Genomic DNA, 26,442 nt, shown 5'->3' with positions numbered 1-26,442 from the left:
CTGACCGCGCAGGCATCGGCGTCCCGGATCGACGGATATCGCGGCGTGACCGCCGTCGGCACACGCATGCGTGCGGCCGACGGCATCTCGCCGGTGTTCCCTCGCTTCGATCTGGTGATACCCGATGAAACACGTAGTGATACCACTGGGGCTGGCTGCAGTATTGCTCGGCCCGGTTGCGCATGCCGCCCCCGATGCGGCCATGCCGCCTGCGCCACAGGCACAACGCTTCACTGAACCATACGACCCCGCGGAAACGCAGGGCGTGCTGACGCTGGACGCAGCCCTGGCACTTGCCATGGCGCGCAACCCCACCCTTTCCGCCGCCCGGCGGGAGCTTGACTCGACCGAAGGCGGCATCACGCAGGCACGCACCATTCCGAATCCCGCCGTCGGCTACGAGATGGAAGATACGCGGCGTGCATCGCGCACGACCACCGCGCAGTTGAGCCTGCCGATCGAACTCGGCGGCAAGCGCTCGGCCCGCATCGATGCCGCGCAGAAAGCGCGCGAACTGGCCAGCGCGCAGCTCAGCAACGCCGAAGCCACCCTGCGCGCCGCGGTGATCGGCGCATTCTTCCAGGTCCTGGTCGCGCAGGAGCGCATCAGCCTGGCCGAAAGCTCGGTCGGCATTGCCACACGCGGTACGCAGGCCGCTGCGCGGCGCGTGGCGGCCGGCAAGGTCTCGCCGGTTGAGCAGACCCGCGCCGAAGTGGAGCAAGCCAACGCCGAACTCGAGCTGGCCGAGGCGCGCGCCACGCTGGATACCGCGCGCCAGCACCTCGCCGCCCAATGGGGCAGCCAGGCACCGGTGTTCGCTTCGGCAAGCGGCGACCTGGAGGCCCTGCCGTCGCGGCCGCTGCCCAATACCCTCGACGACACGCTCGATACCGCGCCGGAAATGCGCGCGAGCCAGAGCGAGATGGCGCGACGCCAGGCGATGGTCAATGTGGAACGCAGCCGCCAGTACCCCGACGTAACCGTGAGCGTCGGCGCCAAGCGCGAAAACGCATCGGACCGCGGCTACTACCCGGTGCTCGGCGTATCGCTGCCATTGCCGCTGTTCGACCGCAACCAGGGCAACCTGTACACCGCCATCCGGCAGGCCGACAAGGCCGCCGACGAAGCCCGCGCCACGCGCGTGCGGCTGGCCAGCGACCTGCGCCAGGCCGCCGGCCAGCTCGCGCTGTCGCGCAACAGCGCGCTGACCTTGCGCCAGACCGTGTTGCCCGCAGCGCAGCGCGCCTACCAGGCGGCAGCGCACGGGTTCGAAGCGGGCAAGTTCGCCTATCTCGAAGTGCTGGACGCCCAGCGCACGCTGCTGCAGGCACGCGTGCGCTATCTCGGCGCCGTGGCCGCCACCTACCAGGCCGCCACGGCCATCGACCGCATGCTCGGCCGCTGACCCGCCAACCAAGGATTCCCATGGCAATCACCAAGACCCAACGCAACGCCATCGCCGCGATCATCGGAGCCGGCGTGCTGGCCGGCTCCGCACTGGTGTTCACCGGACGCGGCACCGGCGACGGCCACGATGAAACCGGCCACGACCACAGCGAGCAGGCAACGACATCGCAAGGCAAGGAGGCCGGCAAATACGCGGCGTCTGCGCCGGCCACCGCTGCACACGACGCCGACCGTATCGCAATGACGCCCGAACAAATCCGCAACGCCGGGCTGGAACTGCGCACCGCCGGCCCGGGGCGCGTGCAAGCCGCGGTGCAGTTTCCCGGCGAAATCCGCTTCAATGAAGACCGCACCGCCCACGTCGTGCCACGCGTAGCGGGTGTGGCGGAGTCCGTGCCGGCCGTGCTGGGCCAGCGCGTGAAAAAGGGGGAGTTGCTGGCCGTGCTGGCCAGCACGCAGCTTTCGGAGCAGCGCAGCGAACTGCTGGCTGCGCAGAAGCGGCTGGAGCTGGCACGCACGACCTACGCGCGCGAGAAGCGCCTGTGGGAGGACAAGATCTCGGCCGAACAGGATTTCCTGGCCGCGCGCACCGCGCTGCAGGAAGCCGGGATCGCCGTGCAGAACGCCACGCAGAAGCTCACCGCCATCGGCGCGCGGCCGGCGTCTGGCGGGCTCAACCAGTTCGAGCTGCGCGCGCCGTTTGACGGCATCGTCGTCGAAAAGCACCTGGCGCTGGGCGAGGCGGTGGCTGCGGACACCACCGTCTTCACGATCTCCGATCTGGCCACAGTGTGGGCCGAGTTCGTCATCGCACCCAAGGATTTGAGTCAGGTGCGGCTGGGCGAAAAGGTCAGCATCGCGTCCACCGCCTTCGACGGTACCGCAGCCGGCACCGTGTCCTACGTGGGCTCGCTGCTCGGGCAGCAGACACGCACCGCGACTGCGCGCGTGACGCTGTCGAACCCCGACATGGCCTGGCGCCCCGGGCTCTTCGTCACCGTCAGCGTCGCGGGCCAGGAAACGGATGTGCCCGTCGTCGTGGAGAGCGAAGCCGTGCAGACCGAAGGCCGCCAGCCGATCGTCTACGTCGAGGTACCCGGCGGCTTCGAGGCGCGCGCGGTCACCACGGGACGCAGCGACGGCAAACGCATCGAGATCGTCCGGGGGCTTGAGCCCGGGTCGCGCTACGTCGCGCGCAACAGCTTCGTGCTGAAGGCCGAGCAGGGCAAGGCCGGCGCCGAGCACGCCCACTGACCGGCAGGAGCTGACCATGTTCGAACGCATCATCCGCTTTGCCATCGAGCAGCGCTGGCTGGTCCTGCTGGCCGTGCTCGGCATGGCGCTGCTGGGCCTCTACAGCTACAGCCGCCTGCCGATCGACGCCGTGCCTGACATCACCAACGTGCAGGTGCAGATCAACACCGAGGCGCCCGGCTACTCGCCGCTGGAAGCCGAGCAGCGCGTCACCTACCCGATCGAGACCGCCATGGCGGGCCTGCCCGGGCTGGAGCAGACGCGCTCGTTGTCACGCTACGGGCTGTCTCAGGTCACCGTGATCTTCAAGGACGGCACCGACATCTACTTTGCACGCCAGCTCGTCAACCAGCGCGTGCAGGAAGCGCGCGAGAAGCTGCCAGACGGCGCCATACCGCAGCTCGGGCCGATTTCCACCGGCCTCGGCGAAATCTACCTGTGGACTGTCGAAGCCGACGAGAACGCGCGCAAGCCCGACGGCTCGCCCTACACGCCCACCGACCTGCGCGAGATCCAGGACTGGATCATCAAGCCGCAGCTGCGCACCGTCGCCGGCGTGACGGAAATCAACACCATCGGCGGCTTCGCGCGCGAGTACCTGGTGGCACCGAGTCCGGAACGCATGGCGTCATATGGCCTGAGCCTGCAGGACGTGGTGCTCGCGCTGGAGAAGAACAACAGCAACGTGGGCGCGGGCTATATCGAACGCCGCGGCGAACAGTACCTCGTGCGCGCGCCGGGCCAGGTCGTCTCGATGGACGACATCCGCGACGTGATCGTCGGCACCGCGCAGGGCCAGCCCATCCGCATCCGCGACCTGGCCGAAGTCGGCATCGGGCGCGAGCTGCGCACCGGCGCGGCCACCGACAATGGCCGCGAAGTGGTGCTTGGCACGGTCTTCATGCTGATCGGCGAGAACAGCCGTGCTGTCTCGCGCGCCGTCGATGCGCGCATGGCCGAGATCAACCGCACCCTGCCTCAGGGCGTGCGCGCCGTGACGGTGTACGACCGCACGGTGCTGGTCGACAAGGCTATTGCCACCGTGAAGAAGAACCTGCTCGAAGGCGCGGCGCTGGTGGGGGCGGTGCTGTTCCTGTTCCTCGGCAATATCCGCGCCGCGGTCATCACCGCGCTGGTGATCCCGCTGTCGATGCTGTTCACGTTCACCGGCATGGCCACCTACCGCATCAGCGCGAACCTGATGAGCCTCGGCGCGCTGGACTTCGGCATCATCGTCGACGGCGCGGTGGTTATCGTGGAGAACTGCGTGCGGCGCCTCGCCCATGCGCAGCAGCACCACGGCCGGCCGCTCACGCGCAGCGAACGCCTGCACGAGGTGTTTGCTGCGGCCCGTGAAGCGCGCCGCCCGCTCGTGTTCGGCCAGCTGATCATCATGATCGTCTACGTGCCGATCCTCGCGCTGTCCGGTGTCGAAGGCAAGATGTTCCATCCGATGGCGATCACGGTGGTACTCGCACTCGCCGGCGCCATGCTGCTGTCGGTGACCTTCGTTCCCGCAGCCGTGGCGCTGTTCATCGGCAGCCGCGTCGCGGAAAAGGAAAACCGCCTGATGCAATGGGCGCGCAAGCTGTATGCACCTGCACTGGCCCGCTCCGTCGCCAATACGCCGGTGGTGCTGACCTTCGCCGTGGTGGCAGTGGTGCTGAGCGGACTGGTCGCGACGCGGCTCGGCAGCGAGTTCATCCCGAACCTGAACGAAGGCGACATGGCCGTGCAGGCGCTACGCATCCCCGGCACCAGCCTGAGCCAATCGGTGGCTATGCAGCAGCAGATCGAATCCCGGCTCAAGGAGAAATTCCCCGAGATCGAGCGCGTCTTCTCCCGCACCGGCACCGCCGAGATCGCTGCCGACCCGATGCCGCCCAATGCGTCGGATGCCTACATCATGCTGCGGCCGCGCAGCGAATGGCCGGATCCGGGCAAGACGCGTGATCAGTTGCTCGCGCAGATGCAGGCGGAACTCGAGAAGATCCCCGGCAACCGCTACGAATTCTCGCAGCCGATCCGGTTGCGCTTCAACGAGCTGATCTCGGGTGTGCGCAGCGACGTCGCAGTCAAGCTGTTCGGTGACGACAACGCGGTGCTCGAAACCACCGCGCAGAAGATCGCCTCCGCGCTGCAGTCGGTGCCGGGTGCCGCGGAAGTCAAGGTCGAGCAGACCACCGGCCTGCCCGTGCTCACGGTCGCAATCGACCGCGGACGCGCGGCGCGTTACGGGCTGAACATGACCGATGTGCAGGACACTGTCGCCATCGCCATCGGCGGGCGCGATGCCGGCACGCTGTTCGAAGGCGACCGGCGCTTCCGCATTGCCGTACGCCTGCCGGAAGACGTCCGTGCCGACGTGGACGCGCTGCGCCGCCTGCCCATCCCGCTGCCGCCTGATACGCGGCCCACTGCAGCCAACGGCGTGCGCATGGCAGCTGCCAACGCCCCGCCCCGCACCAGCTACATCCCGCTGGGCGAAATCGCCACGCTCGACATCGCACCGGGCCCCAACCAGGTCTCGCGCGAGAACGGCAAGCGCCGCATCGTCATCAGCGCCAATGTGCGCGGGCGCGATGTCGGCAGCTTCGTTCCCGACGCCCAGGCCGCCATTGCGGAGCGCGTGACGATTCCCACCGGCGACTGGATCGCATGGGGCGGCACGTTCGAGCAACTGCAGTCGGCCACCAACCGCCTGCAGATCGTCGTGCCGCTGGCGCTGCTGATGGTCTTCGTGCTGTTGTTCGCCATGTTCGGCAACCTGAAGGACGGCTTGCTGGTCTTCACCGGCATTCCGTTCGCGCTGACAGGCGGCATTCTTGCGCTGTGGCTGCGCGGCATTCCGCTGTCGATCTCGGCGGCAGTCGGCTTCATCGCGCTGTCAGGCGTGGCGGTGCTCAATGGCCTGGTCATGCTGACCTTTATCCGCGGCCTGCGCGAAGAAGGGCTGGCGCTCGACGATGCCGTACAGTCCGGCGCGCTGAGCCGGCTGCGGCCGGTGCTGATGACGGCGCTGGTTGCCTCCCTAGGCTTCATTCCGATGGCCATTGCCACGGGCACCGGCGCCGAGGTGCAGCGGCCGCTCGCCACGGTGGTGATTGGCGGGATCGTGTCATCGACGGCGCTGACGCTGCTGGTGTTGCCTGTGCTGTACCGGCTGGCGCATCGTCGCGATGAGCAGATGGGCGCCGGTGAAGGCGTGCGCAGTGCGCTGGCGGCAGATTCGGCCAGCTAGATCCGCGTGGGACGCGTCCCGGCGCTTTGCAGCGTGGGGACGGCCTATCAGTGGGTGGCGTGTACCGCGGACGCCGCGAGGTTCGCGAGCACGCGCAACGCCGCAATCTCGCGGGCATCCCAGGCGGCACGGTCGGACAGGTAGTTGAACGTTCCGAATACCTGCCCGGCCTTGCACAGCGGCACGTTGACGACGGCTGTGCATCCCAGCGAGCGGATCAGCGCAACGTCATCGAAAACGGCCGCCAGCGCCGCGTCGCCTTCGCCGACGAAGACTTGTCCGGCTTCGAGCAATTGCCGGCGCCATGGGCCGTCGGGTTTCGACTTCTTCCCGCCCGGCGGATACGCCGCCGGGTCCGACGACCAGATCCGCTCGATTTCCGCCGTTCCCGCGTGCCACGCGTTGATGGTCAGCAGGCCCGGCCCCAGCAGCCGCAGCGTCGCCTGGCCTACGGCCTCCAGCGTTTCCAGCGGGCTCGTTGCGCGCTGCAGCGCATCGCACAGGCCATTGGCACAGACCAGCATGTCTGCGGCGTGGTCCAGGGCAGCGCTCATGTCATTCCCCATGGATGCCGAGTTCGCGGATGAGCTTGCCGTAGCGGTCCGCATCGTTGCGCAGGATCGTGCCGAACTGCTGCGGCGTGGACGTGGTCGTCTCCACGCCAATCGCATTCATCTTGCTCTTGACCTCGGGCAGCGACATCACCGTATTGATTTCGCGGTTCAATCGCGCGACCAGGTCGGCGGGCATGCCCTTCGGACCGAACGCGCCGTACCAGACCGCCAGTTCATAACCCGGCACGGTCTCCGCGACCGTCGGCGTATTGGGCAGCAGCGGCGAGCGCTTCGCTTCGGTGACGGCCAGCAGGCGCAGCTTGCCGGCCTTCACGTGCGGCAGCGTCTGCGTGCCGGCCGAGAACAGGATCTGCGTCTGGCCAGCGACCGTATCGACCACCGCCGGCGCACCGCCCTTGTAAGGCACGTGCAACATCTGCACGCCGGCCATGCGTTCGAACAGCACCGCGCTCAGGTGATTGGTCGAGCCGGGGCCTGCGCTCGCATAGGCCAGCTTGCCGGGATTGGCCTTGGCGTACGCGATCAGCTCCTTCAGATTCTGCGCGGGCACGGACGGATGCACCACCATCGTGTTGGTCACGTAGGCGAGCAGCCCCAGCGGCGTGAAATCCTCGACGCCACGGAACGGCATGTTGGGCATCAGCGCCGGGTTCATCGCATGCGTGCTCATCGAGCCGACCAGCAGCGTGTAGCCATCGGGCTTCGCGCGCGCCACCATGGCCGAGCCGATATTGCCCGACGCGCCCGGCTTGTTGTCGACGATCACCGGCTGGCCGAGCGAGCGCGTCAGGTGCTCGGACAGCACGCGCGCGAGGATGTCGGTGGAACCGCCCGCGGCCCACGGCACGATCAGCGTGATCGGCTTCTGCGGGTACGGGTCCGCGGCATGCGCAAAGGCGCAGAGCGCCAGCGCGGCAACGCCGCCCAGCAGTCGTTTCAGGATGGATGTCATGGTCTTGCTCTCCTCGGTCTCGCGCGATCCAGCGTGCCGCTGCCCGCGCTCTGTTCTGTAGATGGATGGCCGCATTCAGCGTCCGACTGCATAGCCCTGCATGCCGCGCGCATTGGCACCAGCGCGCAGCACCAGGCGACCCTGCGCGTCGCGTTCGCGCGTGCAGGCTGACATGCGTCCTTCGGACCATGGGTCGCCCACGCGCACCTCATGGCCGCGGTCGCGCAGTGCGGCGAGCGTGGCTTCCGGGAAACGCGATTCCACGGTGATCCGGTTGAGCACGGTCTGGCGCGGCCAGAACGAGCCCGGGAAATGGTCGATATGCCAGCCTGGCGCATCGATGGCCTCCTGCAGGTTCATGCCATGCACCGCATGGCGCAGGAAAAACGCGAGCGACCACTGGTCCTGCTGGTCGCCGCCGGGCGTGCCGAACACCATGTACGGCTCGCCGTCGCGCAGCGCGAGCGAAGGCGACAGCGTCGTACATGGACGCTTGCCCGGTGCGAGTGAATTCGGCAGGCCGGGCTCAAGCCACGTCATCTGCAGCCGCGTATTGAGCGCGAAGCCCAGCGCGGGAATGGTCGGGCTCGATGACAGCCAGCCGCCGGACGGCGTGGCGGCGACCATATTGCCGTGCCGGTCGATCACGTCCACATGGCAGGTGTCACCCACGAACAGCTCGCGCTCGGCCCACTCGGACACCGGCGGCAGTTCGGCGAACGTCGGCTCGCCCACGCCGAAACGCACATCGGCGCGCTGCAGCGTGCGCACCGCGGCGTCCAGGTCGGGCAGGCGCGGCGTCGCGCCGCCAGGCATGCCCGGTTCAATCGAGCGCGAGGCACGCTCGCCGATGCGCTGCGCGCGGCCGGCCAGGTAGCCGCTGTCCAGCAGCGCGGCGAGCGGGCTGGCGGCGAAACGTGGATCGCCATACCAGGCCAGCCGGTCCGCCATGGCCAGCTTGCACGCCTCGGCAATCCGGTGGACGAACTCCGCCGAGTCCGGGGCGTGCTGTTCGAGGTCCGCTTGCCGCAGCATGCCAAGCTGTTGCAGGAACACCGGGCCCTGGCTCCAGATATCGCACTTGGCAACGGTGTAGCGGCCAAAGTCGAGCGTGGCGGGCGCTTCCACGTCAGGCTGCCATGCGGCCATGTCCTCGTACCGGAGCAGCCCCGTGTGCTTGTCGCCGGTGGTATCGCGCACATGCGTATTGCGGCAATAGCTGTCGATCTCGCGGGCCACGAAGCCGCGATACCAGCAGTCCATGGCCGCATCGATCTGGCCTTCGCGCGTGTCGCTGCGCTGCTGCGCTTCGCCGACGATGCGGGTATAGGTCGCCGCCAGCGCGGGCAGCGTGTGCAGGCTGCCTGGGCGTGGCACCTTGCCGCCGGGCAGCCAGGTCTGCGCGGAGCTGTGCCATTCGTCGCGGAACAGCGCCTGCACGGCAAGGATCGCGCGCGAGATGCGCGGCACCAGCGGGAATCCGTCGCGCGCGTAGCCGATGGCCGGCGCCAGCACATCGGCAAGCGGCCACGTGCCGTGATCGCGCAGCATGGTCAGCCACGCACCGAACGCGCCCGGCACCGTAGCTGGCATCAGGCCGATGCCGGGCATCAGTTCGAGCCCCATGGCGCGCAATGGCGCCGGTTCCGCCAGCGCCGGCGCGGCGCCCTGCCCGCACACCGAGCGCACGCGGCGCTCGCGCTCGCTCCAGTACAGGATCGGCACTTCGCCGCCAGGTCCGTTGAGGTGCGGTTCCACCACCTGCAGAACGAAGCCGGCTGCTGCAGCAGCGTCAAAGGCATTGCCTCCGCGCTCCAGCACGCCCATGGCGGTCTGCGTGGCCAGCCAGTGGGTCGATGCCGCCACGCCAAAAGTGCCGACGATCTCCGGACGGGTAGTGAACATGAAATGGGCTCCAGAGGCTCCAGGGTTTTGGCCAGTATAGGATCATCAAATAACCACAATGACGTCTTTAGTTATCATTGCATTACTAATTGGTTATACGAACACCCTGCCAGGCACCGACATGTCCATCGCTTCCGACCAACTCGTCCATCGCGTCATTTCACGGCTTCGTCTCAGGCACATGCCACTGCTGCTGGCGCTCGAAACGCAGCGCTCGGTATCGCGCGTCGCGGCCGAGATGAACCTGTCGCAACCGGCCGTCACCAAGATGCTGCGCGAGATCGAGGACATCTTTACGGTACCGCTGTTCACGCGCACGCGTCAGGGTCTGGAGCCCACGCCGACCGGCGTGAGCGTGCTCGCGCACGCCCGCCTGGCGCTGGCCGACGCCGACGCGCTCGGCCGCGAGCTTGCCGTGATCGGGGCCGGTTTGTCGGGACGGCTGCGCCTGGGGGTGATTCCGTACATCGCACGGCCGGTGCTGGACGCCGCCTGCACGTTCGGGCTGGCGCGCTCCCCTCGCATCTCGGTGCTGGTGCGGGAGGGCACGACGGATGAACTGGTGGCCGCTCTGCGCGCCCACGAACTCGACTGTGTGATCGCACGCACGTTCTATGTGCCGGGCGAGGACATTGCGCAGCGTCCGCTTTACCGGGAAGAGCCGGTGCTGGTGGTGCCAAGCCAGGCGGCGGCGCGCCTGGCGCGCAGTGCGCTGGACTGGGGCCGCCTGGCCGAGCGTGACTGGCTGCTGCCGCCGCCCAATACGCCGATACGCCGCACCATCAACACCATGTTCGCGGTAGCTGGCGTGGCGCAGCCTACGCCGATCGTCGAAACGTATTCGATCAAGACGATGGCCACCGTGCTGCGCAGCCATCTGGGCGCCATCACTATCGTGCCAAGAGGCGTCGCCGCCGAGCTGGTGGAGGCGGAAGGCGCGACGACGCTGCCGCACCCGCTGAGCTGGGACCTGCCGCCAGTGGGCGCGATGTGGCGAAGGGAATCCGGCGAGGATGAAAAGATTGCGGCGCTGGTGGCTAGCGTGGCGGCGGTGGGAAAGCAGGTCTGAGGCATCGCGAACGCTGGTGGCCTGCCATCCACCAGCCTTGGTGGCGTCAGGCTGCCGCGCTCGGCCGCGGCACATTCTCCGCCGGGAACAGGAGCGCAAACTCGGTCTCGCCGTCGGTGCTGCGGACCAACGCGCGACCGCCATGCAGGCGCATGATGGAATCGACAATGGCCAGCCCCAGCCCCGTGGAAGCCGCCGAATTGCGGCGCGACGGGTCGGCTCGATAGAAGCGGCCGAAAATATGCGGCAATACCTCGGGGGCAATCGCCGGGCCTGCATTGACCACACGGATGAAAGTAGCGTCGCCCTCTTCGCCAGCGCGACGAGAAACATCCACGCATACCGTGCTGCCTCCCGGCGCATGGCGCAGAGCATTGTCGAGCAGGTTCGTGACGGCGCGGCGCAGCAGCGTCTGGTCTGCGTGAATGCTGGCGGCGCCATCCACCGACACGCTGACGTTGCGGTCAGCCGCCACCGCCTCGAAGTATTCGGCGACCTTGTCGACTTCGACACGCGCGTCGAGTGCGCGCACGCCCATGGCCACCTGCGCATGGTCGGCACGCGCCAGGAACAGCATGTTCTCGATCATGCGCGACAGGCGCTCGTATTCCTCCAGATTGGATTCGAGCAAGGCCTCGTACTCGGCCACGCTGCGGCTCTGCGTCAGCGTGACCTCGGTCTGGCCGACAAGGTTGCTGATGGGCGTGCGGAAGTCGTGCGCCAGGTCCGCGGAGAACGCGGAGAGCCGCGAAAAACTGTCCTGCAGCCGCGCCAGCATGCCGTTGAGTTCGCCCGCCAGTTCGCGCAGTTCGGCCGGCGCGCTGCCGACATCGAGGCGCGTGGCGAGGCGGCTGGTAGTCACCGCCGCGGCATCGGCTGCCATGCGCCGCAACGGCTGCAAGCCGCGCCGCGCCAGCACAAAACCAAGCGCTGCCGCCACAGCCGCGCCGCACAGCGTCGCCGCGAGCAGGCGGTGCCGGTATTCGCGCATCAGCGCCACGCGATAACCGGCGTCGCGCAGCACCACGATCTCCACCGAGCGGCCGGTGTCGCCCAGCTGGCCGAGCGCCGCGATGGCCGACGACTCCGCCCCGCTCTTCGGCTGCCACTTCTGCAGCATGGACTTCTGCGGCTGCGTCGAGACGGGCAGCACATCGAGCGCCGGAATGGCCTCGTTGCGCGGGTTGAGCGTGACCAGCGGCTCCCCCAGCGGCGTGCGCACCACCAGGATCAAACCCTCGTGTCCCATGGCGATATCGGCAAACCGGTGGGTATCGGCGCGGACCTCGTCTTCATTGCTCACCTCGCGCAGCAGATGGCGCACCAGCAGCACTTCGCCGACCAGTTCGCTTTCGTCACGCCCCTGCAGCTGCGCCGACAGCGCGCCCGACAGGTAGGCCGCCACCCCCGCCAGGATCGCCGCCGTGGCCAGGCCATACGCCAGCGTCAGCCGCGCGGTGAGAGAGGAAGGCAGGCGCATCACGCGTCGCCCAGGCGCGGCTCGCCTTCGTCGAGCACATAACCCATGCCGCGCCGCGTGTGGATCAGCTTGTGGTCGAACGGATCGTCCACCTTGGCGCGCAGCCGGCGGATCGACACATCGACCACGTTCGTGTTGCTGTCGAAATTCACGTCCCACACCTGCGAGGCGATCAGGGAGCGCGACAGCACCTCGCCACGGCGCCGCGCGAGCAGGTAGAGCAATGCAAATTCCTTCGACGTCAGGTCGATCTTCTGCCCCGCCCGCGTCACGCGCCGGCGGATCGCGTCGATCTGCAGGTCTGCCACCTCGATGAATTCGCTCTCGCGCAGGGGCCCGCGGCGCAGGATGGTGCGGATGCGCATGACCAGTTCGGCAAACGCGAACGGCTTGACCATGTAGTCGTCGGCACCGAGCTCAAGACCCTTGAGCCGGTCCTGCAGTTCGTCGCGCGCGGTCAGGAAGAGCACCGGCGTATCGCGTTCGCGGCGCAGTTCACGCAGCACGCTCCAGCCGTCCATGCCGGGCAGCATCACGTCCAGCACGACGAGGTCATAGGGCTGCTCGCGCGCGTGGGCCAGACCGTCGATGCCATCGCGCGCGAGGTCGACCACAAAGCCGGATTCGGTCAGCCCCTTGAGCAGGTAGTCGCCTGCCTTGGGCTCGTCTTCGACAATCAGGATGCGCATGCAGGTCCTTTCAGGTAGGCACCATTGCTCCACCAGGGCATAACGCTAGCGGAGTCTGGCCATGTGTGGCGCAAGATGTCAAAAATGTCATCTGCACGTGACGCATCCGCGCCAGCTGGCCCGGTAAAATGCCCGATGACACCGAACGCGCCTATTGGTTCCACGCCATCCGATGAAACGCCTGCCGATCCGCTTTTTCCTGTTGTGCCTTCCGCTGCTGGCCCTGCCCGGTGCGGGCCAGGCCACTTCCCAGATACCGGCCTGCACCGTGGTGCAGGCTGCGGGCTTGTCACTGGCCGAACGTCATGCGGCGGCGAAGGCAAGTGCTGAAGCAGCCCTCGATCCGGCGCAGCATTGCGCCGATGGCGCCGTGCGCGTCATGGCCGATCCCGACAGCGACGGCCGGCCCCTGCAACTGCACGACAGGAGCAACGACGCCAACAGCAAGCCCGCCCAAAGCAGCGGCCGCGCGGACAGCCGCTGCGCCGGGCGCGACGGGTGCACCACGGACGAGTTGCCCCCGCTCCCCGTCGCGGCGCTTGCCCACTATGCCCATGCTGCGGCCATGGTGTCGACCGCAACGTTTGCCGGTCCTTTCAGCGGCTTCCCTGCCGCGCCTTGAGCCGTCCCGGCGAATCCGCCAGGACCTGCGGGTGGCTTATTCGACGCGGTAAAAATCAATCGACTGGCCCGCGTTGACGGCGCGCTGAAGCCAGTCCGGATATTCGCCCGTACCGTCCCAGCTTTGCCCCAAGGCATTCCGGTAGAGCGGTGCAGCCTTCTTCGGCGGCTGTTGCGCAGCAATGGCGCTCGTGGCGCCGGGCACATCGGGTACGTCGGTTGCACCGGGCATATTCGTGGCCACGGGTTCTCCGGCGGACGGTTCCCCATCAAAACATCCGGCGGCGACCAGGTCGTCAAGCGTCAGGGCGTAGTTGTCCATTTGCTCGCGAATCCAGGCGATCGCGGCGAGCTTGGCTGAATCAGACTCAGACATGAGTATCGTGAGAGGCCCGCCGCAATGTCTCCGATTCCGGCGGTGCAATGGAAGACCGGCGCCGAACTGCGGCGGCCGGTGTGATTTCCGCGATTTTACCGTGTTTGGCAGCCCACCCCCGCGAAACACGGCCGCCCCCCCCGCAGACGCGCGTCGATGACGGCATTGTCATGCTGTGGTCATGCTGCTGTGCGGCACGGCTGCCTAGACTGCGCGCATGGTTGGTCAAGCCCTGACCGGCCGACTACCGGAGATGAACCATGCGACTGCTCAGACATACCCTGATGGCCACGGCGATGGCCGCCACGCTTGCCGGCGTGGCCACCGTAGCGAGCGCGGCCGGGACGCGCTCGCCCGATCCTTACCTGGACGGTGCGCGCAGCATCCACAGCCCGCGCGATGTCTTTACCGATGGTGCCCGCAGCGGCCCACGCACGCCCGACCCATTCACTGACGGCGCCCGCAGCCCGCGCACGCCCGATCCCTACTCGGACGGCGCCTGAGCCGGCATGGCTCAGCGCACCTCGCCGTAGATGCGGCGAGCGTCCGTGGCCGTAGCCAGCGGACGGCCCAGCATCATCCCGCCCTGCGCGGCCTGGGCCACCAGCGCGGCATTGCCCGGCGCCAGGCTTCCGTCGCGCAGGTACAGATTGTTCTCGAAGCCCACGCGGACATGGCCGCCGAACGCTGCCGCGGCGGTCACGCAGGCATTCTCCTCGCGGCCGAACGCGCAGATGGCCCATGGCAGGGTTCCGTCGCCCACCTGCAGGAACGGCAGCAGGTCGCGCGGCGACGACACCTGCCCCGCGGAATAGCGCCCCAGCACGTACAGCACCGACCACGCGCCCGGCGGAACCATGCCGCGCTCGCGCATGGCCTGCCAGCGCTGTACATCCGCCGTGTCGTACAGGATCACCTGCGTCATGATGCGCTCGCGGGCCAGCCAGCCGAGGAAGCCCGCCAGTTCGGTCTCGCTCACGTCCGGGACGGCGATTTCACGCAGGCCCACCGATACCGCCTCGGGCCGCAGTTCGCGCACCATCGCCATCTGCTCGGCGGCCTTGTACACACCGGCCGCCTCGCTGGTGACCTGCACCAGCAACGCATCGCCCACTGCCTGCCTGACCGTGGCCAGCGCGTCGCGATAGGTGTGCGCATCGAGCGAATGGCGCCCTTCGGCGTCACGCACGTGCATGTGCATCATCGCCGCGCCGGCATCGAGGCAAGCCTTGGCGTCCGCCGCCAGCGCGGCGGCGGTCAGCGGCACCGCCGCGTGGTCGCTGGCACGCTTGTAGGCACCATTGGGCGCGACGGTAATGATCAGCGGCGAGGTGGCCAGCGGCTGTTGGATCGGGGCTTGGGTGGCTTGGGTCATGGCTGGATCTCGGGCAGTTCAGGGGCAATCAGGTCAAGGCCGGCGCGCAACAGGCGGTCATAGCGCGCGCGTTCGGCGGCAATGGTTTCGGGCGTCCACGCGTAGAAGCCTTCGCCGCGCTTCATGCCGTGGCGGCCGTCGGCGGCGCGCTCGGTCAGGCAGCGCGCGGGATGGTCGTCATTGCAGAACGTCGGGTACATGGTAGCCCCGGCAGCGGCGTGCACGTCAATGCCGGCATGGTCGCGCTGCAGGACCGGGCCCGCGGCCAGGAAGCGGAAGCCGAAGCCAAAGCGCACGGCGGCGTCCACGTCCTCGGCAGAGGCGATGCCCCGGTCGATCAGGCTGAAGGCCTCGCGCGACAACGCGTGCTGCAGCCGGTTGGCCAGGAAGCCGGGCAGGTCCTGGCGCACCTTGACCGGCACCATGCCGCAGCGGCGCATGAAGGCGATGAGCGCATCGGCACAGGTTTCGTCGCTGCCCGTGCCCATGACGACTTCCACCAGCGGCACCAGATGCGCCGGCATGAAAAAGTGCAGGCCCAGCATGCGACTGCGACCGGACAAACCGTCGCCGATAGCGCTGATCGGGAAACTGGAACTGTTGCTGGCCAGCACGGCGTCGGGGCGCGCCCGCGCCGCCAGATCCGCGAACAGCGCCTGCTTGAGTTCCAGCCGCTCGGGAATGCACTCGATCACCAGGTCCACCGACGACCAGTCGACAGCGTCCAGGTCCGGCACCACAGCGAGCCTGTTGGCGCCTTCGGCTCGGCCAATGGTTGCCAGGTTGGCGGCAACGCGGCCCGGCAGCGCGCCGGCGCGGCCGGCATCCGGTTCTATCACGGTGGTGCGGCACAGCGCCCGGGTCAGGACCACGGCGACATCGGCGCCCATGGTGCCGCCGCCGACCACAACGGCATGGGCGGCGCCTGGGCGGCCGAGGAGGACGGACGGGGCGGAATTCTGCATAGCGTCTCTTTGCATGGCGAAGGCGGCAGGCGCACCTGGCCACCGCCGGAATGGGAATGGCAGCAGTGTAGAGAAGCCGCTTTGATTGATGAAGTCGATTCTATGGATAAAATGATCTGAATTCGAGATCAATCAGCAGCCCCCGGCACGGGCCGCGACGTACCGCCCATGAAGATCAACCTGTCCATGCGCGACATCGAGACCACCCTGGTGCTCGGCCGCACGCTGAACTTCCGGCAGGCGGCCAGCCAGCTGCACCTGTCGCAATCCGCCCTCTCCACCCAGATCCTGCGCATCGAGGAATCGCTTGGCGTGCGCCTGTTCGACCGCACCACGCGCACGGTGCGGCTGACCGCGGCCGGCGAGGTCTTCATGCAGCAGGCCGCGCTGCTGCAGGCGGCCTTCCGCGGCGCGCTCGACGCCGTCACGGGCATTGCCAGCGCCGAACGCGGCCAGGTGGCCGTGGCGGCACTGCCGTCGCTGGCGGCGCGCATGCTGCCGCGCGTGCTGATGGCTTACCACCGCGCCCGCCCCGAAGTGGCGCTGAAGGTGTTCGATACGCTGTCCGGCCCCGCGTTCGACATGGTGCGCTCGGGCGATGTCGACTTCGCCCTGACCGCAGCCGATCCGCAACAGGCCGACCTGCACTACGAGCCCCTGCTGTCCGATCGTTTCGTCCTGCTGATCCCAACAGCACACCCGATGGCACGCGGCTCGGGTCCGCTGCGCTGGGCCGACACGGCCAGCGCGCCGCATGTGTCGATGACGCACCCGAGCAGCGTGCGCCAGTACGCCGAGTGGGCCTTCCTGCAGAATCGCATCCGCTTCCAGCCGGTGTTCGAGGCCGAGCACCTCGCCACCATCGCGGCCATGGTCGAATGCGGCTTCGGCGTGGCCGCGCTGCCGGAAATCGCCGCGGGCACGGTGCGCCAGCCGGGCATCGTCGAGCGCCTGCTGACGGGCCCGGTCACGGAGCGGTCGATTGGCCTGGTCACGCCGCGCAATCGCAGCCTGTCGCCGGCGGCGGCGGAGCTGGCCGATGCCGTGCGCGTACACCTGGTCCAGTTCCGCGGCCAGCCGGAAGCCGCCGGTGCGGAGGTGGGCGCATGAGCATCCTCGTCGATGTCCTGATACTGGCCGGCGTCCTGCTGGCCATCGTCGCCGTGGTGCAGGTCGCCGCCGCGCGCCTCGTACTGCCCGAATCCACGCTGCTGTCGGCGATCGGCATCGCGATCGGCGCGGGCTATGTAGCGATCGATGCCGCGCATCCGGAGTTCGCGCAGCACTTCCTGCATCCGCTGATCGATCCCGAGCTGCCGCCCGAGGCCTACCTGTGGATCTTCCTGCCACCGCTGCTGTTCCACGCCGCGCTGACCGCGGATGTCCGCAGCATGCTGCCGGATGCAGCGCCGATCCTGCTGCTGGCCGTGGTCGCCGTGATCGTCGCCACCGGTGTGATCGGCCTTGCCACCGCGGCGGCAAGCGGCATGCCACTTGCCGCCTGCCTGCTGCTCGGGGCCGTGGTGGCCACCACCGACCCCGCCGCCGTCATTGCCATCTTCCGGGACGTAGGCGCCCCGGCGCGCCTGATCCGCCTGGTCGAAGGCGAAAGCCTGCTCAATGATGCGGCGGCCATCGCCATCGTGGGCGTGCTGGTAGCCATGCTCACGGGCCACGGCGCACAGGCCACGCTTGGCGCGGGCGTGCGCGAGCTGGCCTGGTCGTTCATCGGTGGGCTGCTGTGCGGCGTGCTGGCGGGCCGGCTCGTGGCAGAAGTGCTGCCGCGCCTGTCGGGCCTGGCCATGGCCGAAAGCGCGCTGACGCTGGCGCTGCCCTACCCGCTGTACCTGCTGGCCGACCAGTTGCTCAATGTGTCGGGGGTCGTGGCCGTGGTATGCGCCGGACTGATGGTGAGCGCGCTCGGCCCCACGCGCCTGACGCCCGCCAACTGGCGGCATCTGCGCATGATCTGGGAACAGTTCGCGGGCATCGCGGGGGCCGTGGTCTTCCTGCTGGCAGCGGTACGCGTGCCTTCGCTGCTGGCCGGCGTCACGGTCCATCACGGCTGGCTGCTGCTGGTACTGGTGGCCGCGGCGCTGGCTGCACGGCTGCTGACCCTGTTCGGCCTGCTGCCGCTGCTGTCATGGCTTCGGCTGAGCGCACCGATCAGCGGCGCCTTCAAGCTGGCCATTGCGTGGGGCGGGTTGCGCGGCGCGGTCACGCTGGTGCTCGCGCTCGGCATCGCCGAGAACACTGCGCTGCCCTACCAGGTACGCCACTTCGTCGCGATCCTGGCCACCGGCTTCGTTCTGGTCAGCCTGCTGCTGAACGGCACCACGTTGCGCTGGCTGATCCACCGGCTCGGCCTCAACCAGCTTTCGCCGCAGGAGCGCGCGCTGCAGCAGCAGGCCATCCGCCTGTCCACCGAGGAAGTGGAAGCCATGCTGGGCCGCGTGGCCGAGACCTTCGACCTGCCGCCGGCCGCCGCGCGCGAAGTTGCGCAGCACTACCGGCGCGGCATCGAACTGGGTTCGGCGGAGTTCGATTTCGACAGCGCGCTGTCCGAGCGCGACCGGCTGACCATCGGCCTGGTCACGCTGGCCACGCGCGAACGCGAACTGATTCCGGAGTATGGCGACGGCGTGGTCTCGGTAGCCAACCTGGACGCCATGATGCGCAACACCTCGCACATGATCGACGCCGCGCGCGAGCAGGGCCGCATCGGCTACAACCGCGCGGCACGGGCCATCCTGCAGTACCACCTGGGCTACCGGATCGCATCCTTCCTGCACAAATGGCTGGGCCTCGACCGGCCGCTGGCACGTGCGCTGGCCGACCGCTTCGAACTGCTGGTTTGCCGGCAGACCGTGCTGGACCGCCTGCGCCGCTACAACCGCTCGCTGCTCACGCCGGTGTTCGGCGCGCGCATGACCACGGTACTGGACGGCGTGCTTGAGGAACGCTTCAACTCCGCCGGCGAGGGCCTCGCGCAGATGCGCGAGCAGTTCGGCGACTACACTGTGGCGCTGGAACGGCGCCTGCTGATGCTGTTCGCGTTGCGCAAGGGGCAGCTATCTCTGGCCACCATGCGCGAAGAAGCGGTGATCTCCAAGGAAGCCTTCAACCAGATCGAGCAGGTGATGCAGCACGCGTGGCAGGCCAACCTGGTGCGGCCGCCGCTGAACGCGGCACCGGACCGGTGGGCACGCTGGCGCAAAATGCGGCAGGCGGGTGCGCGTACAACGTCGAAGTCAGCGCCGGAATCCCGTCCAAACGAATAGCTGGCTGCCGGCTGTGGCGTCATCCGCCACAACCCGCGCGGAACAGCATGCCGTCGACGCGAGCCTGCACCCAGGCGGACAGGTCAACCAGGCTTAGCAGCACGGCCAGCAAGGCGACGCCGGACCAAGCGGCCGCCAGCTTCGCGCGGCTACCAGCCCGCAGGGCAGCCAGAACCAATGGAAGCAGGCAGGCACCAATGAACACGCAGCGGATCGCCAGCATACGCATCCCCTTCGGAATCAGGCTTGCGCGCCCGCCCCGGCATGCGCGGCGGGCGGTTCGCTGACTCCGCGGCGCAAACCCAGCCACGAGCAGATGGCCGCGAAGGCGGTTACCAAGCCAAGCGCGACGATGGTGTGCACGTAAGCGCCCGTGGATTCGAACGAACGCGCCCCAAGCTGCACGCTCAGGAATGCGCCGACCTGGTGGACCAGGAACAACAGCCCGAACACCCTGCCCTTGACCTGGCTGCCGTAGCGCTCGAAACAGAACATCGACGTCAGGATGACCGTGCCCAGGTAGCTGCTGCCGAACAGCACCGCAAACGGCAGCACGCCTGCCTGCGGCACCAGCAGCAACAGCATCGCCGCGCAGCGCATGGCGTAGAACGCGGCCAGCAACCGGTGCTTGTCGAAGCGAAGCGCCAGCGCGCCGGAGGCGATGCCGCTGGCCAGTTCCAGCACCCCAAGCGCGCTCAGCGCATAGCCCATTTCCAGGCGCGGTACGCCCCGGTCCTGCCAATGCGCCAGCAGGTGGACGTCGATGAAGGCCATGGTCGCGCCACAGCCAAAGAACCCCGCGGCCAGCACGTAGAACACGGGATCGCGCCGCACGATCGTCCATGCCGAGGCATGCGCCTGCGCTACGGCAACTGCCGGCGCAGGCGGCTCCCAGCGCGACAGCAGCCACAGCGTGGCGGCCACCGGCAGCGCGAAGACCATGCCGACGGCGCCAAACACCGTGGTCCACGCAGCCTGCGGTTGCAGCCAGATCCAGAACGGCGACAGCACGATGAAGCCGATCGCCGTGCCGTTCGTGACGATGGCATAGGCCAGCCCTTTCCTGCGCGCCTCGAACAGGCGGTCCACCAGCACGCCCATCGGCACGAAGGTCATGGCCGCTAGCCCGAATGCGCCGGCGATGCCGAACGCAAGACTGAACCACACCAGCGACTGGTTCCACCAGGCCGCGCTCGCATAGGCCAGGCCCGCAACCAGCGCGCCGACCGCCGAGGTGCGCAGGGGCCCGATTCGGTCGCTCAGCGCGCCCACCACCGGCGACATGAGGCCGGTAGCCAGCATGAACAGCGCGCCGGACCATGCGAACTGCGCGCGACCCTGTCCGAAGTGCGTGGCAAGCTGCACGAAGTAGACCTGGTAGACACCCTTGACGGCGGTCGATGCAAACATCACGGCAAAGCCGGTAGCAACCAGCAGCAGCGTGACGGAACGGGAAATCCGGGAGCTTTTCATGTCGGCAGTCCAGGCACAAGGTCGATGGGTTACTGCCATGGCATGGACAAGGCCGGCCGGCTGCTGGAGGCATCTTCGCTGCCGATCGAGGAAATCGCCGCGCAATGCGGCTTTGCGAGCGTGCAGGCCTTCCGTTCCTGCTGGAACAAGGCACAGCCGATGACACCCGGCGAGTTCCGGCAGGCTCGGCGGGGCTTGCGCCTTGCCCGCTGAGCCCCGGCGCCGGGCCTATTGGCCCCGCGCCTTTTCAGCCGCCAGGTAGGCGTCGCGCGATGGCAGCAGGTGCCGCCGGCACAGCGCCACCAGGTCGTCTCGCCGCCCTTCGCGCAGCGCTTCGATCATGGCCCAGTGCTCCTGCCGCGCGCGCTCCCGGTACGCCGCGGCGGCGAGCGTGCCGAAGCGGATCGGGTGGGTACGCCGCGCGTATTCGCCAATGGCCTGCTGCAGCACGGCGTTGTCGGAAAGCGCGAACAGTTCGCGGTGGAACGCCTGGTTGATGCGGAACACAGCGCGCGCATCTTCGGCCGCCACGGCGGCATCGTGGCGTTGCTGCACGTCGATCAGCGCCTGCAGGCGGGCTGGCAGCACCGGCAGGGCGATCAACCCCGCCGCGTGGCACTCCAGCACTTCGCGCAGTGCGTAAAGCTCCACCACCTCATGCGCGTCGAAGGCGCGCACCACGGCGCCGACATTGCGCCGGCGCTCGACCACACCCATCTGTTCCAGCTCCGCAAGCACCTGCCGTACCACGTGGCGTTTCAGGTCGAAGCGCGCCATCAGCGCGTCTTCGGTGAGCCGCTCGCGCGGGTGCAGGCGGCCGAAAACGATGTCTTCTTCCAGCGTATCGAGCGCCTGCTGCATGGCATCGCCGCCGTCGATGGCGGTGACGGTCGCTGCGGTAGCGGCCATGGCTCAGTCCTGCTTCGGCACGGTATCGACGGTCCGCGCGGCGCGCAGGAAGTCGAAGTCCACGCCCTGGTCGGCCTGGGTCACGGTCTCCAGGAACAGCTTGCGATAACCGCGTTCGGCACGCGGGCGCTCCACTGGCTGCTCCGCCGCGCGGCGGGCAAGCTCGGCGTCATCGACCAGCAGCGCAATCTCGCGGTTGGCCACCGACAGCCGGATGCGGTCGCCGTTGCGCACCAGCGCCAGCGGCCCGCCAATGGCGGCTTCCGGCGTGACGTGCAGCACGATGGTCCCGGCCGCGGTACCGCTCATGCGGCCGTCCGACACGCGCACCATGTCCTTCACGCCGGCCCGTGCAAGCTTCTTCGGAATCGGCATATAGCCGGCTTCCGGCATGCCGGGCGCGCCGGTGGGCCCGATGCGCTTGAGCACCAGGATGTCATCGGCCTTGACGTCCAGGGACTCGTCGTCGATGCGCTGCGCCATGTCTTCGGCATGCTCGAATACCACCGCGCGCCCTTCATGCTCCATCAGCGCCGGGTTGGCAGCCGACTGCTTGATGATGGCACCGCCCGGTGCCAGGTTGCCGCGCAGCACAGCCAGGCCGCCGGCCGGATAGATCGGGTTGGCGGCGGTGCGGATCACGTCCTGCGGGAACGGGGGCGGAGCATCGTCCAGTTCCTCGCCAAGCGTGCGGCCGGAGACTGTCAGCGTGTCGAGATGCAGCAGCGGACGCAGCTCGCGCAGCAGCGCCAGCATGCCGCCGGCCTTGTGGAAGTCTTCCATGTAGTGCTGGCCGGAAGGTTTCAGGTCGACCAGCACCGGCGTCTCGCGGCTCATGCGGTCCAGCCCGGCGAGGTCGATGTCGATGCCCAGGCGTCCGGCAATCGCCGTCAGGTGGACGATGCCGTTGGTCGACCCGCCGATGGCCAGCAGCACGCGCAGCGCGTTTTCAAAGGCCTTGCCGGTCAGGATGCGATCCGGCGTCAGCCGGGCAGCGGCCATGGCCACCGCCGTGGTGCCGGTGCGCTCGGCCACGCGCACGCGATCCGCCGTCACTGCCGGCGCCGCCGCGCCGCCGCTCACCATCATGCCGAGCGCTTCCGTCACGCAGGCCATGGTGCTGGCCGTGCCCATCACGGAGCAGGTACCCACGCTGGCCACCAGTTGGTTGTTGACGTCGGCTATCTCGGCGCCGTCGATCTCCTCGGCGCGGTAGCGCCCCCAGTAGCGCCGGCAGTCGGTGCAGGCCCCGACCCGTTCGCCGCGGTGCGCGCCGGTCAGCATCGACCCCGTCACGAGCTGGATGGCCGGCACGCCGGCCGAGGCCGCACCCATGAGCTGCGCCGGCACGGTCTTGTCGCAGCCGCCGATCAGCACCACCGCGTCCATGGGCTGCGCGCGGATCATCTCTTCGGTGTCCATCGACATCAGGTTGCGCAGGTACATGCTGGTCGGGGCCGAGAAGCTCTCATGCACCGAGATCGTCGGAAAGTCCACCGGCAGGCCGCCCGCCAGCATCACACCGCGCTTGACCGCCTCCACGAGCTGCGGCGCGTTGCCGTGGCACGGGTTGTAGCTGCTGCCCGTGTTGACGATGCCAATGACCGGACGCGACAGCGCGTCGTCGGTAAAGCCCGCGCCCTTGATGAAGGCCTTGCGCAGGAACAGCGAGAAGCCCGTGTCACCGTAGTTGGTCAGGCCCTTGGCCAGGCCCTCGGCGGTGGCGGCGGCGCCGTCCGGCGGCAGCTTGGGGTCGTGGGCGGAAGGCATCCTGCGTCTCCAATAAGATTATTGATAATTTAAGTGCGAAGCTTAGCCTGCCTGGGTGCCATGCCGCAAGTGTTGCGGCGATCACGCCAAATTAATTCAAATTTGAGATCAGTCGATAGAAAAATTCTGATTCATCAATCAAGAGGTCCACCCTACACTTGGCCCCGATGACGAGCCGGGCATCATCGGCGAGCGGCATGGAACCGCCGCGCTCTTCCCCCGATTCCTACAAAATCCCGGCACAGGAGACTTACATGTCCGGCATTTCCCGCATGCCCGGCCGGGGCGTTCGCGCGCCGCGCCACGCCCTGCTGCTGTCGTCGCTGGCCTGCGCCAGCCTGTTGCTGGCGCCGTCCCTGGCCGCTGCCAACGACTACCCCAACAAGCCGATCCGCCTCGTGGTGCCCTACCCGCCGGGTGGCGCCACCGACGTCATCGGCCGCACGCTGGCCCAGCGCCTGTCAGGCACGCTCGGCCAGCAGGTCGTGGTCGACAACCGCGCCGGCGCCGCCGGCAATATCGGCGCGGACCTGGTCGCCAAGGCGCCGCCGGATGGCTACACGCTGCTGATGGGCGCGCTGACGAGCCATGCGATCAACGCCGCGCTGTACAAGAGCCGCGTGCCGTACGACATCGAGAAGAGCTTTGCGCCCGTGGCCATCGTCGGCACCGTGCCGCTGGTCTTCGTAGTCAACCCGTCCGTCAACGCCAGCACGCTGCCGCAACTGGTGTCGCTGGCGAAGTCGAAGCCGGGCGCCATCACCTATGGCTCGGCCGGTAACGGCTCGCCGCAACACCTGGCCGGCGAGATGTTCAAGCGCATGGCCGGCGTGGACATGCTGCACGTGCCCTACAAAGGCAGTGGCCCGGCCATGACCGACCTGATCGGCGGCCAGGTGCTGAGCATGGTCGAAACCGTGCCCGCCGCGCAGGCCTACGTGAAGGGCGGCAAGATCCGCGCGCTCGCGGTCACCTCGGCTCAGCGCGTCAGCGCGCTGCCCGACGTGCCCACGGCCACCGAAGCAGGCCTGAAGGACTTCGAGGTGAGTTCGATGTTCGGCATCGTCGCGCCGGCCGGCACGCCGGCCCCGGTGATCGACCGGCTCAGCGCCGACCTGAAGAAGATCCTGGCCGAGCCGGAGGTCAAGGAAGCGCTGCTCAAGCAAGGCGCCATTGCCACGTGGACCACCCCGGCGCAGACCGGCGCGAGGATCAAGGCCGAGCTGGCGAGGTGGAATACGGTGATTCGCGATGCGGGCGTGAAGCCCGAATAAGCGGCAAGCGGGGCAGCCGGCGGGTGCCGCAGCTATGGCTGCATGCCCGCCAGCCTTTCCGCGGATGCCCGCAGGCCGTTCAGGATCGTGTCGGCAACTCGCTGCGGGAAACCTGCAGGGAGCATTGCGCCCACCGTGTCGATCACCGCGGGAGTCCGGGCAATGATCCGCCCGATCACCTGCTCGGCATTGGCGCCCAGGAAACACCGCGACGCCATGGCGTTGAAGTGGCGGCGCTGGATGTCGCGCAGCGCATAGTGCCGGCTCTTGCCCGCAACAGCCATGGCGAGCTCGGCGCGATGCCACGAAAACTGGTTCGGACCATCTCCAATGACCGGCCAGACCGACATCACGTCGTAGAGCGGCGTCATCCGGTAGCGCCCGCCGGCCAACAGCCGGATGCTGAAATTCTTCGCGTGTCCGTCGGGCGCGGCAAGCAGCCAGAACAGGAGCTGGGCGCTGAACAGCGTCTCCAGGTCCTGCATCGCGGATTCGGAATTGCGCAGCACGGTCGCGATCTGCACCATGCCCGGACCGCCGTCGACTTCGTACTTCTGCAGCGAACTGAGCCCGAACACCTGGCAGAAGTCCTCCTGCGGGAGGCGCAGCAGCCAGTTTCCCGATGCATGCATCTGGCGGTCGAAGCGGCTCACGCTCAGCACTTTCTGCCCGCCGAACGTCAGCATTTCGCTGTGCGCTACCGGCAGGCCGTAAGCGCCAAGGATATTCAGGCATAGCCATTCGTTCTCGACCGACGCACTCAGGTCCGCGCGCCGGTTGCCCACCAGCCCGAGTGGCAGTTTCAGGATATGCGTGGTAGGGGTGGCACCGTGCGGGCGCAACCATTGCCCCTCATGCCGCAGCAGTGCCGTCTTTTCCTGCGCGCCTGCAATCGAGATGCGGAAGTCGTCGTCCTGGCCGTGTCCCGGTGCCGGCGCCGACACGGCGTCGCGCAGCCATTGCTCGATCTGCGCGTCGGACAGCGGCTCGCCCTCGATCCGGTCATGGCCGACGGGTATCTCGTCTTCGCCGAGAAGCTGCACCGCACCCACGCAATCGCGGCCAATCGCCGACAGCAGCGCGAAGGCATCGGTCGAACCCGTCCCGAACCGCATGGCCAGTCGCCGCCGGATCGGTTCGCTGTCGGGCAGCAGGTTGTCGAAGTAGTGGCGCACCGCTTCGCCACGGATGATTTTCCGGGTACCCAGTGCATAGTCGAGCGACAACGAGAGCGGGCGGCCAGCATCCGAGTTCATCCACGCCGTGTCGTACTCGAACTCCATCGCCGCACTGCCCGGATTGCGCCATGTTCCCACGCGCAGGCCGTTGGCCCAGACCGAGAGCACCGGTGTCCGTGTCCTGCGTACGGCCATGATCACCACCCCGCCTCGGCATCCGCGCTGCCCCGCTTTTCCTGCACCACCAGTTCCAGCCCAAGCACCCCCATCAAGGCCAGCAATTGCTCTACGCTGATGCTGCCGGGATTCAGCTCCATGTGGGACATGCGGCTCTGGCTGATATTGAGCCTGGCCGCCGTTTCGCTCTGGTTGAGGCCCGCGGCCTTGCGGGCACCCTGAAGCACCTGCCTGACCTGCAAGGGGGTGGAAAGGACTTGCTTCATGTCGTTCACCTTATGCCCGCGCTTTTTACCCATGTGGTTGCTAACCGCAATTTACCAATGCCATAGGTATTTCGCAATTACCCATGACATCGTTATTTTTGAAATAACGATGTCATGGGTAATAAAAGCGCAGATTAGACCCTGCCGCCGGGATCAATGTTGCGGGGATGCCCCTCATCCCCCGTTCGGGGCATTGGCATTGGCC

Annotated in this window: 24 protein-coding genes; 10 read left to right on the top strand and 14 right to left on the bottom strand. The window is 68.0% G+C overall.

The window, feature by feature from the left end; translation table 11 throughout:
• The first annotated feature begins 124 nt into the window (after positions 1 to 124).
• The 3 genes from LDO29_RS08805 to LDO29_RS08795 are packed head-to-tail and all read left to right on the top strand — an operon-like array spanning position 125 to position 5,902.
• Complete coding sequence (locus LDO29_RS08805) at positions 125 to 1,405, top strand: TolC family protein (RefSeq protein ID WP_224079410.1); 1,281 nt, start codon at positions 125 to 127, stop codon at positions 1,403 to 1,405.
• Positions 1,406 to 1,425: 20 nt separating this feature from the next.
• The gene (locus LDO29_RS08800; RefSeq protein WP_224079409.1) at positions 1,426 to 2,661 is read left to right on the top strand and encodes an efflux RND transporter periplasmic adaptor subunit; all 1,236 of its coding nucleotides are present in this window, start codon (positions 1,426 to 1,428) and stop codon (positions 2,659 to 2,661) included.
• A 16-nt stretch (positions 2,662 to 2,677) separates the two neighbouring features.
• Positions 2,678 to 5,902 (top strand): CusA/CzcA family heavy metal efflux RND transporter, encoded by a 3,225-nt coding sequence (locus LDO29_RS08795; RefSeq protein WP_224079408.1) that lies wholly within the window; start codon positions 2,678 to 2,680, stop codon positions 5,900 to 5,902.
• A gap of 47 nt (positions 5,903 to 5,949) precedes the next feature.
• Here the strand turns inward: LDO29_RS08795 and LDO29_RS08790 are convergent, their stop codons facing one another.
• From LDO29_RS08790 to LDO29_RS08780, 3 genes are all read right to left on the bottom strand, one after another.
• Positions 5,950 to 6,456 carry a GAF domain-containing protein gene (locus LDO29_RS08790; RefSeq protein WP_224079407.1) on the bottom strand — a complete coding sequence of 169 codons (507 nt, stop codon included), beginning with the start codon at positions 6,454 to 6,456 and terminating at the stop codon, positions 5,950 to 5,952.
• A gap of 1 nt (position 6,457) precedes the next feature.
• Positions 6,458 to 7,429 (bottom strand): Bug family tripartite tricarboxylate transporter substrate binding protein, encoded by a 972-nt coding sequence (locus tag LDO29_RS08785; RefSeq protein WP_224079406.1) that lies wholly within the window; start codon positions 7,427 to 7,429, stop codon positions 6,458 to 6,460.
• Between the two features lie 75 nt (positions 7,430 to 7,504).
• Positions 7,505 to 9,334 carry a gamma-glutamyltransferase family protein gene (locus LDO29_RS08780; RefSeq protein WP_224079405.1) on the bottom strand — a complete coding sequence of 610 codons (1,830 nt, stop codon included), beginning with the start codon at positions 9,332 to 9,334 and terminating at the stop codon, positions 7,505 to 7,507.
• A 121-nt stretch (positions 9,335 to 9,455) separates the two neighbouring features.
• On the opposite strand from LDO29_RS08780, the gene LDO29_RS08775 reads away from it, so the two are divergent.
• Entirely contained in the window at positions 9,456 to 10,403 is a 948-nt protein-coding gene (locus LDO29_RS08775) for a LysR substrate-binding domain-containing protein (protein WP_224079404.1), read from the top strand.
• A 46-nt stretch (positions 10,404 to 10,449) separates the two neighbouring features.
• Here LDO29_RS08775 and LDO29_RS08770 read toward each other — a convergent pair whose 3' ends face one another.
• The gene (locus tag LDO29_RS08770; protein WP_224079403.1) at positions 10,450 to 11,883 is read right to left on the bottom strand and encodes a heavy metal sensor histidine kinase; all 1,434 of its coding nucleotides are present in this window, start codon (positions 11,881 to 11,883) and stop codon (positions 10,450 to 10,452) included.
• Positions 11,883 to 12,572, bottom strand: a complete 690-nt coding sequence (locus LDO29_RS08765; protein WP_224079402.1) for a heavy metal response regulator transcription factor — start codon at positions 12,570 to 12,572, stop codon at positions 11,883 to 11,885. The genes LDO29_RS08770 and LDO29_RS08765 overlap by 1 nt, the downstream gene beginning before the upstream one ends.
• Before the next feature lie 172 nt (positions 12,573 to 12,744).
• Here LDO29_RS08765 and LDO29_RS08760 point away from each other — a divergent pair, with 172 nt between their 5' ends.
• Positions 12,745 to 13,194 carry a hypothetical protein gene (locus tag LDO29_RS08760; protein WP_224079401.1) on the top strand — a complete coding sequence of 150 codons (450 nt, stop codon included), beginning with the start codon at positions 12,745 to 12,747 and terminating at the stop codon, positions 13,192 to 13,194.
• Positions 13,195 to 13,230: 36 nt separating this feature from the next.
• Here the strand turns inward: LDO29_RS08760 and LDO29_RS08755 are convergent, their stop codons facing one another.
• A complete protein-coding gene (locus LDO29_RS08755) occupies positions 13,231 to 13,569 on the bottom strand; it encodes an H-NS family nucleoid-associated regulatory protein (RefSeq protein WP_224079400.1) in 339 nt (112 codons plus the stop codon).
• Positions 13,570 to 13,829: 260 nt separating this feature from the next.
• On the opposite strand from LDO29_RS08755, the gene LDO29_RS08750 reads away from it, so the two are divergent.
• A complete protein-coding gene (locus tag LDO29_RS08750) occupies positions 13,830 to 14,072 on the top strand; it encodes a hypothetical protein (RefSeq protein ID WP_224079399.1) in 243 nt (80 codons plus the stop codon).
• An 11-nt stretch (positions 14,073 to 14,083) separates the two neighbouring features.
• On the opposite strand, the gene LDO29_RS08745 is transcribed toward LDO29_RS08750, so the two are convergent.
• Together LDO29_RS08745 and LDO29_RS08740 are read right to left on the bottom strand one after the other, a co-directional pair.
• Positions 14,084 to 14,944, bottom strand: coding sequence for a BKACE family enzyme (locus tag LDO29_RS08745; protein ID WP_224079398.1), 861 nt, complete (start codon positions 14,942 to 14,944; stop codon positions 14,084 to 14,086).
• Entirely contained in the window at positions 14,941 to 15,909 is a 969-nt protein-coding gene (locus LDO29_RS08740) for a 3-hydroxyacyl-CoA dehydrogenase family protein (RefSeq protein ID WP_224079397.1), read from the bottom strand. The genes LDO29_RS08745 and LDO29_RS08740 overlap by 4 nt, the downstream gene beginning before the upstream one ends.
• Before the next feature lie 168 nt (positions 15,910 to 16,077).
• On the opposite strand from LDO29_RS08740, the gene LDO29_RS08735 reads away from it, so the two are divergent.
• Both LDO29_RS08735 and LDO29_RS08730 read left to right on the top strand, forming a co-directional pair.
• Positions 16,078 to 17,019: a LysR family transcriptional regulator gene (locus LDO29_RS08735; RefSeq protein WP_224079396.1), complete on the top strand. Its 942-nt coding sequence runs from the start codon at positions 16,078 to 16,080 to the stop codon at positions 17,017 to 17,019.
• On the top strand, positions 17,016 to 19,190 hold the full coding sequence (locus LDO29_RS08730; protein ID WP_224079395.1) for a cation:proton antiporter: 2,175 nt from the start codon (positions 17,016 to 17,018) through the stop codon (positions 19,188 to 19,190). The genes LDO29_RS08735 and LDO29_RS08730 overlap by 4 nt, the downstream gene beginning before the upstream one ends.
• Positions 19,191 to 19,209: 19 nt before the next feature.
• Here LDO29_RS08730 and LDO29_RS08725 read toward each other — a convergent pair whose 3' ends face one another.
• Together LDO29_RS08725 and LDO29_RS08720 are read right to left on the bottom strand one after the other, a co-directional pair.
• Complete coding sequence (locus tag LDO29_RS08725; RefSeq protein WP_224079394.1) at positions 19,210 to 19,413, bottom strand: hypothetical protein; 204 nt, start codon at positions 19,411 to 19,413, stop codon at positions 19,210 to 19,212.
• A 17-nt stretch (positions 19,414 to 19,430) separates the two neighbouring features.
• A complete protein-coding gene (locus LDO29_RS08720) occupies positions 19,431 to 20,663 on the bottom strand; it encodes an MFS transporter (protein ID WP_224079393.1) in 1,233 nt (410 codons plus the stop codon).
• A gap of 24 nt (positions 20,664 to 20,687) precedes the next feature.
• Here LDO29_RS08720 and LDO29_RS08715 point away from each other — a divergent pair, with 24 nt between their 5' ends.
• Positions 20,688 to 20,876, top strand: a complete 189-nt coding sequence (locus LDO29_RS08715) for a helix-turn-helix domain-containing protein (protein ID WP_224079392.1) — start codon at positions 20,688 to 20,690, stop codon at positions 20,874 to 20,876.
• 15 nt (positions 20,877 to 20,891) lie between these two features.
• On the opposite strand, the gene LDO29_RS08710 is transcribed toward LDO29_RS08715, so the two are convergent.
• A complete protein-coding gene (locus LDO29_RS08710; RefSeq protein WP_224079391.1) occupies positions 20,892 to 21,572 on the bottom strand; it encodes a GntR family transcriptional regulator in 681 nt (226 codons plus the stop codon).
• Positions 21,573 to 21,575: 3 nt separating this feature from the next.
• Positions 21,576 to 23,342, bottom strand: a complete 1,767-nt coding sequence (locus tag LDO29_RS08705) for an IlvD/Edd family dehydratase (protein ID WP_224079390.1) — start codon at positions 23,340 to 23,342, stop codon at positions 21,576 to 21,578.
• Positions 23,343 to 23,596: 254 nt separating this feature from the next.
• Here LDO29_RS08705 and LDO29_RS08700 point away from each other — a divergent pair, with 254 nt between their 5' ends.
• Positions 23,597 to 24,616 carry a tripartite tricarboxylate transporter substrate binding protein gene (locus LDO29_RS08700; protein WP_224079389.1) on the top strand — a complete coding sequence of 340 codons (1,020 nt, stop codon included), beginning with the start codon at positions 23,597 to 23,599 and terminating at the stop codon, positions 24,614 to 24,616.
• Positions 24,617 to 24,648: 32 nt separating this feature from the next.
• On the opposite strand, the gene LDO29_RS08695 is transcribed toward LDO29_RS08700, so the two are convergent.
• Together LDO29_RS08695 and LDO29_RS08690 are read right to left on the bottom strand one after the other, a co-directional pair.
• Positions 24,649 to 25,989 carry a type II toxin-antitoxin system HipA family toxin gene (locus LDO29_RS08695; protein WP_224079388.1) on the bottom strand — a complete coding sequence of 447 codons (1,341 nt, stop codon included), beginning with the start codon at positions 25,987 to 25,989 and terminating at the stop codon, positions 24,649 to 24,651.
• A gap of 2 nt (positions 25,990 to 25,991) precedes the next feature.
• Positions 25,992 to 26,237: a helix-turn-helix domain-containing protein gene (locus LDO29_RS08690; RefSeq protein WP_224079387.1), complete on the bottom strand. Its 246-nt coding sequence runs from the start codon at positions 26,235 to 26,237 to the stop codon at positions 25,992 to 25,994.
• Between the last annotated feature and the right edge of the window lie 205 nt (positions 26,238 to 26,442).

The sequence above is a fragment of the Cupriavidus laharis genome, assembly GCF_914271435.1.
Classification (GTDB): Bacteria; Pseudomonadota; Gammaproteobacteria; order Burkholderiales; family Burkholderiaceae; genus Cupriavidus; species Cupriavidus laharis.
The sequence above is the reverse complement of the archived record's forward strand: the minus strand, read 5'-3'. Positions and strand labels throughout refer to the sequence as shown.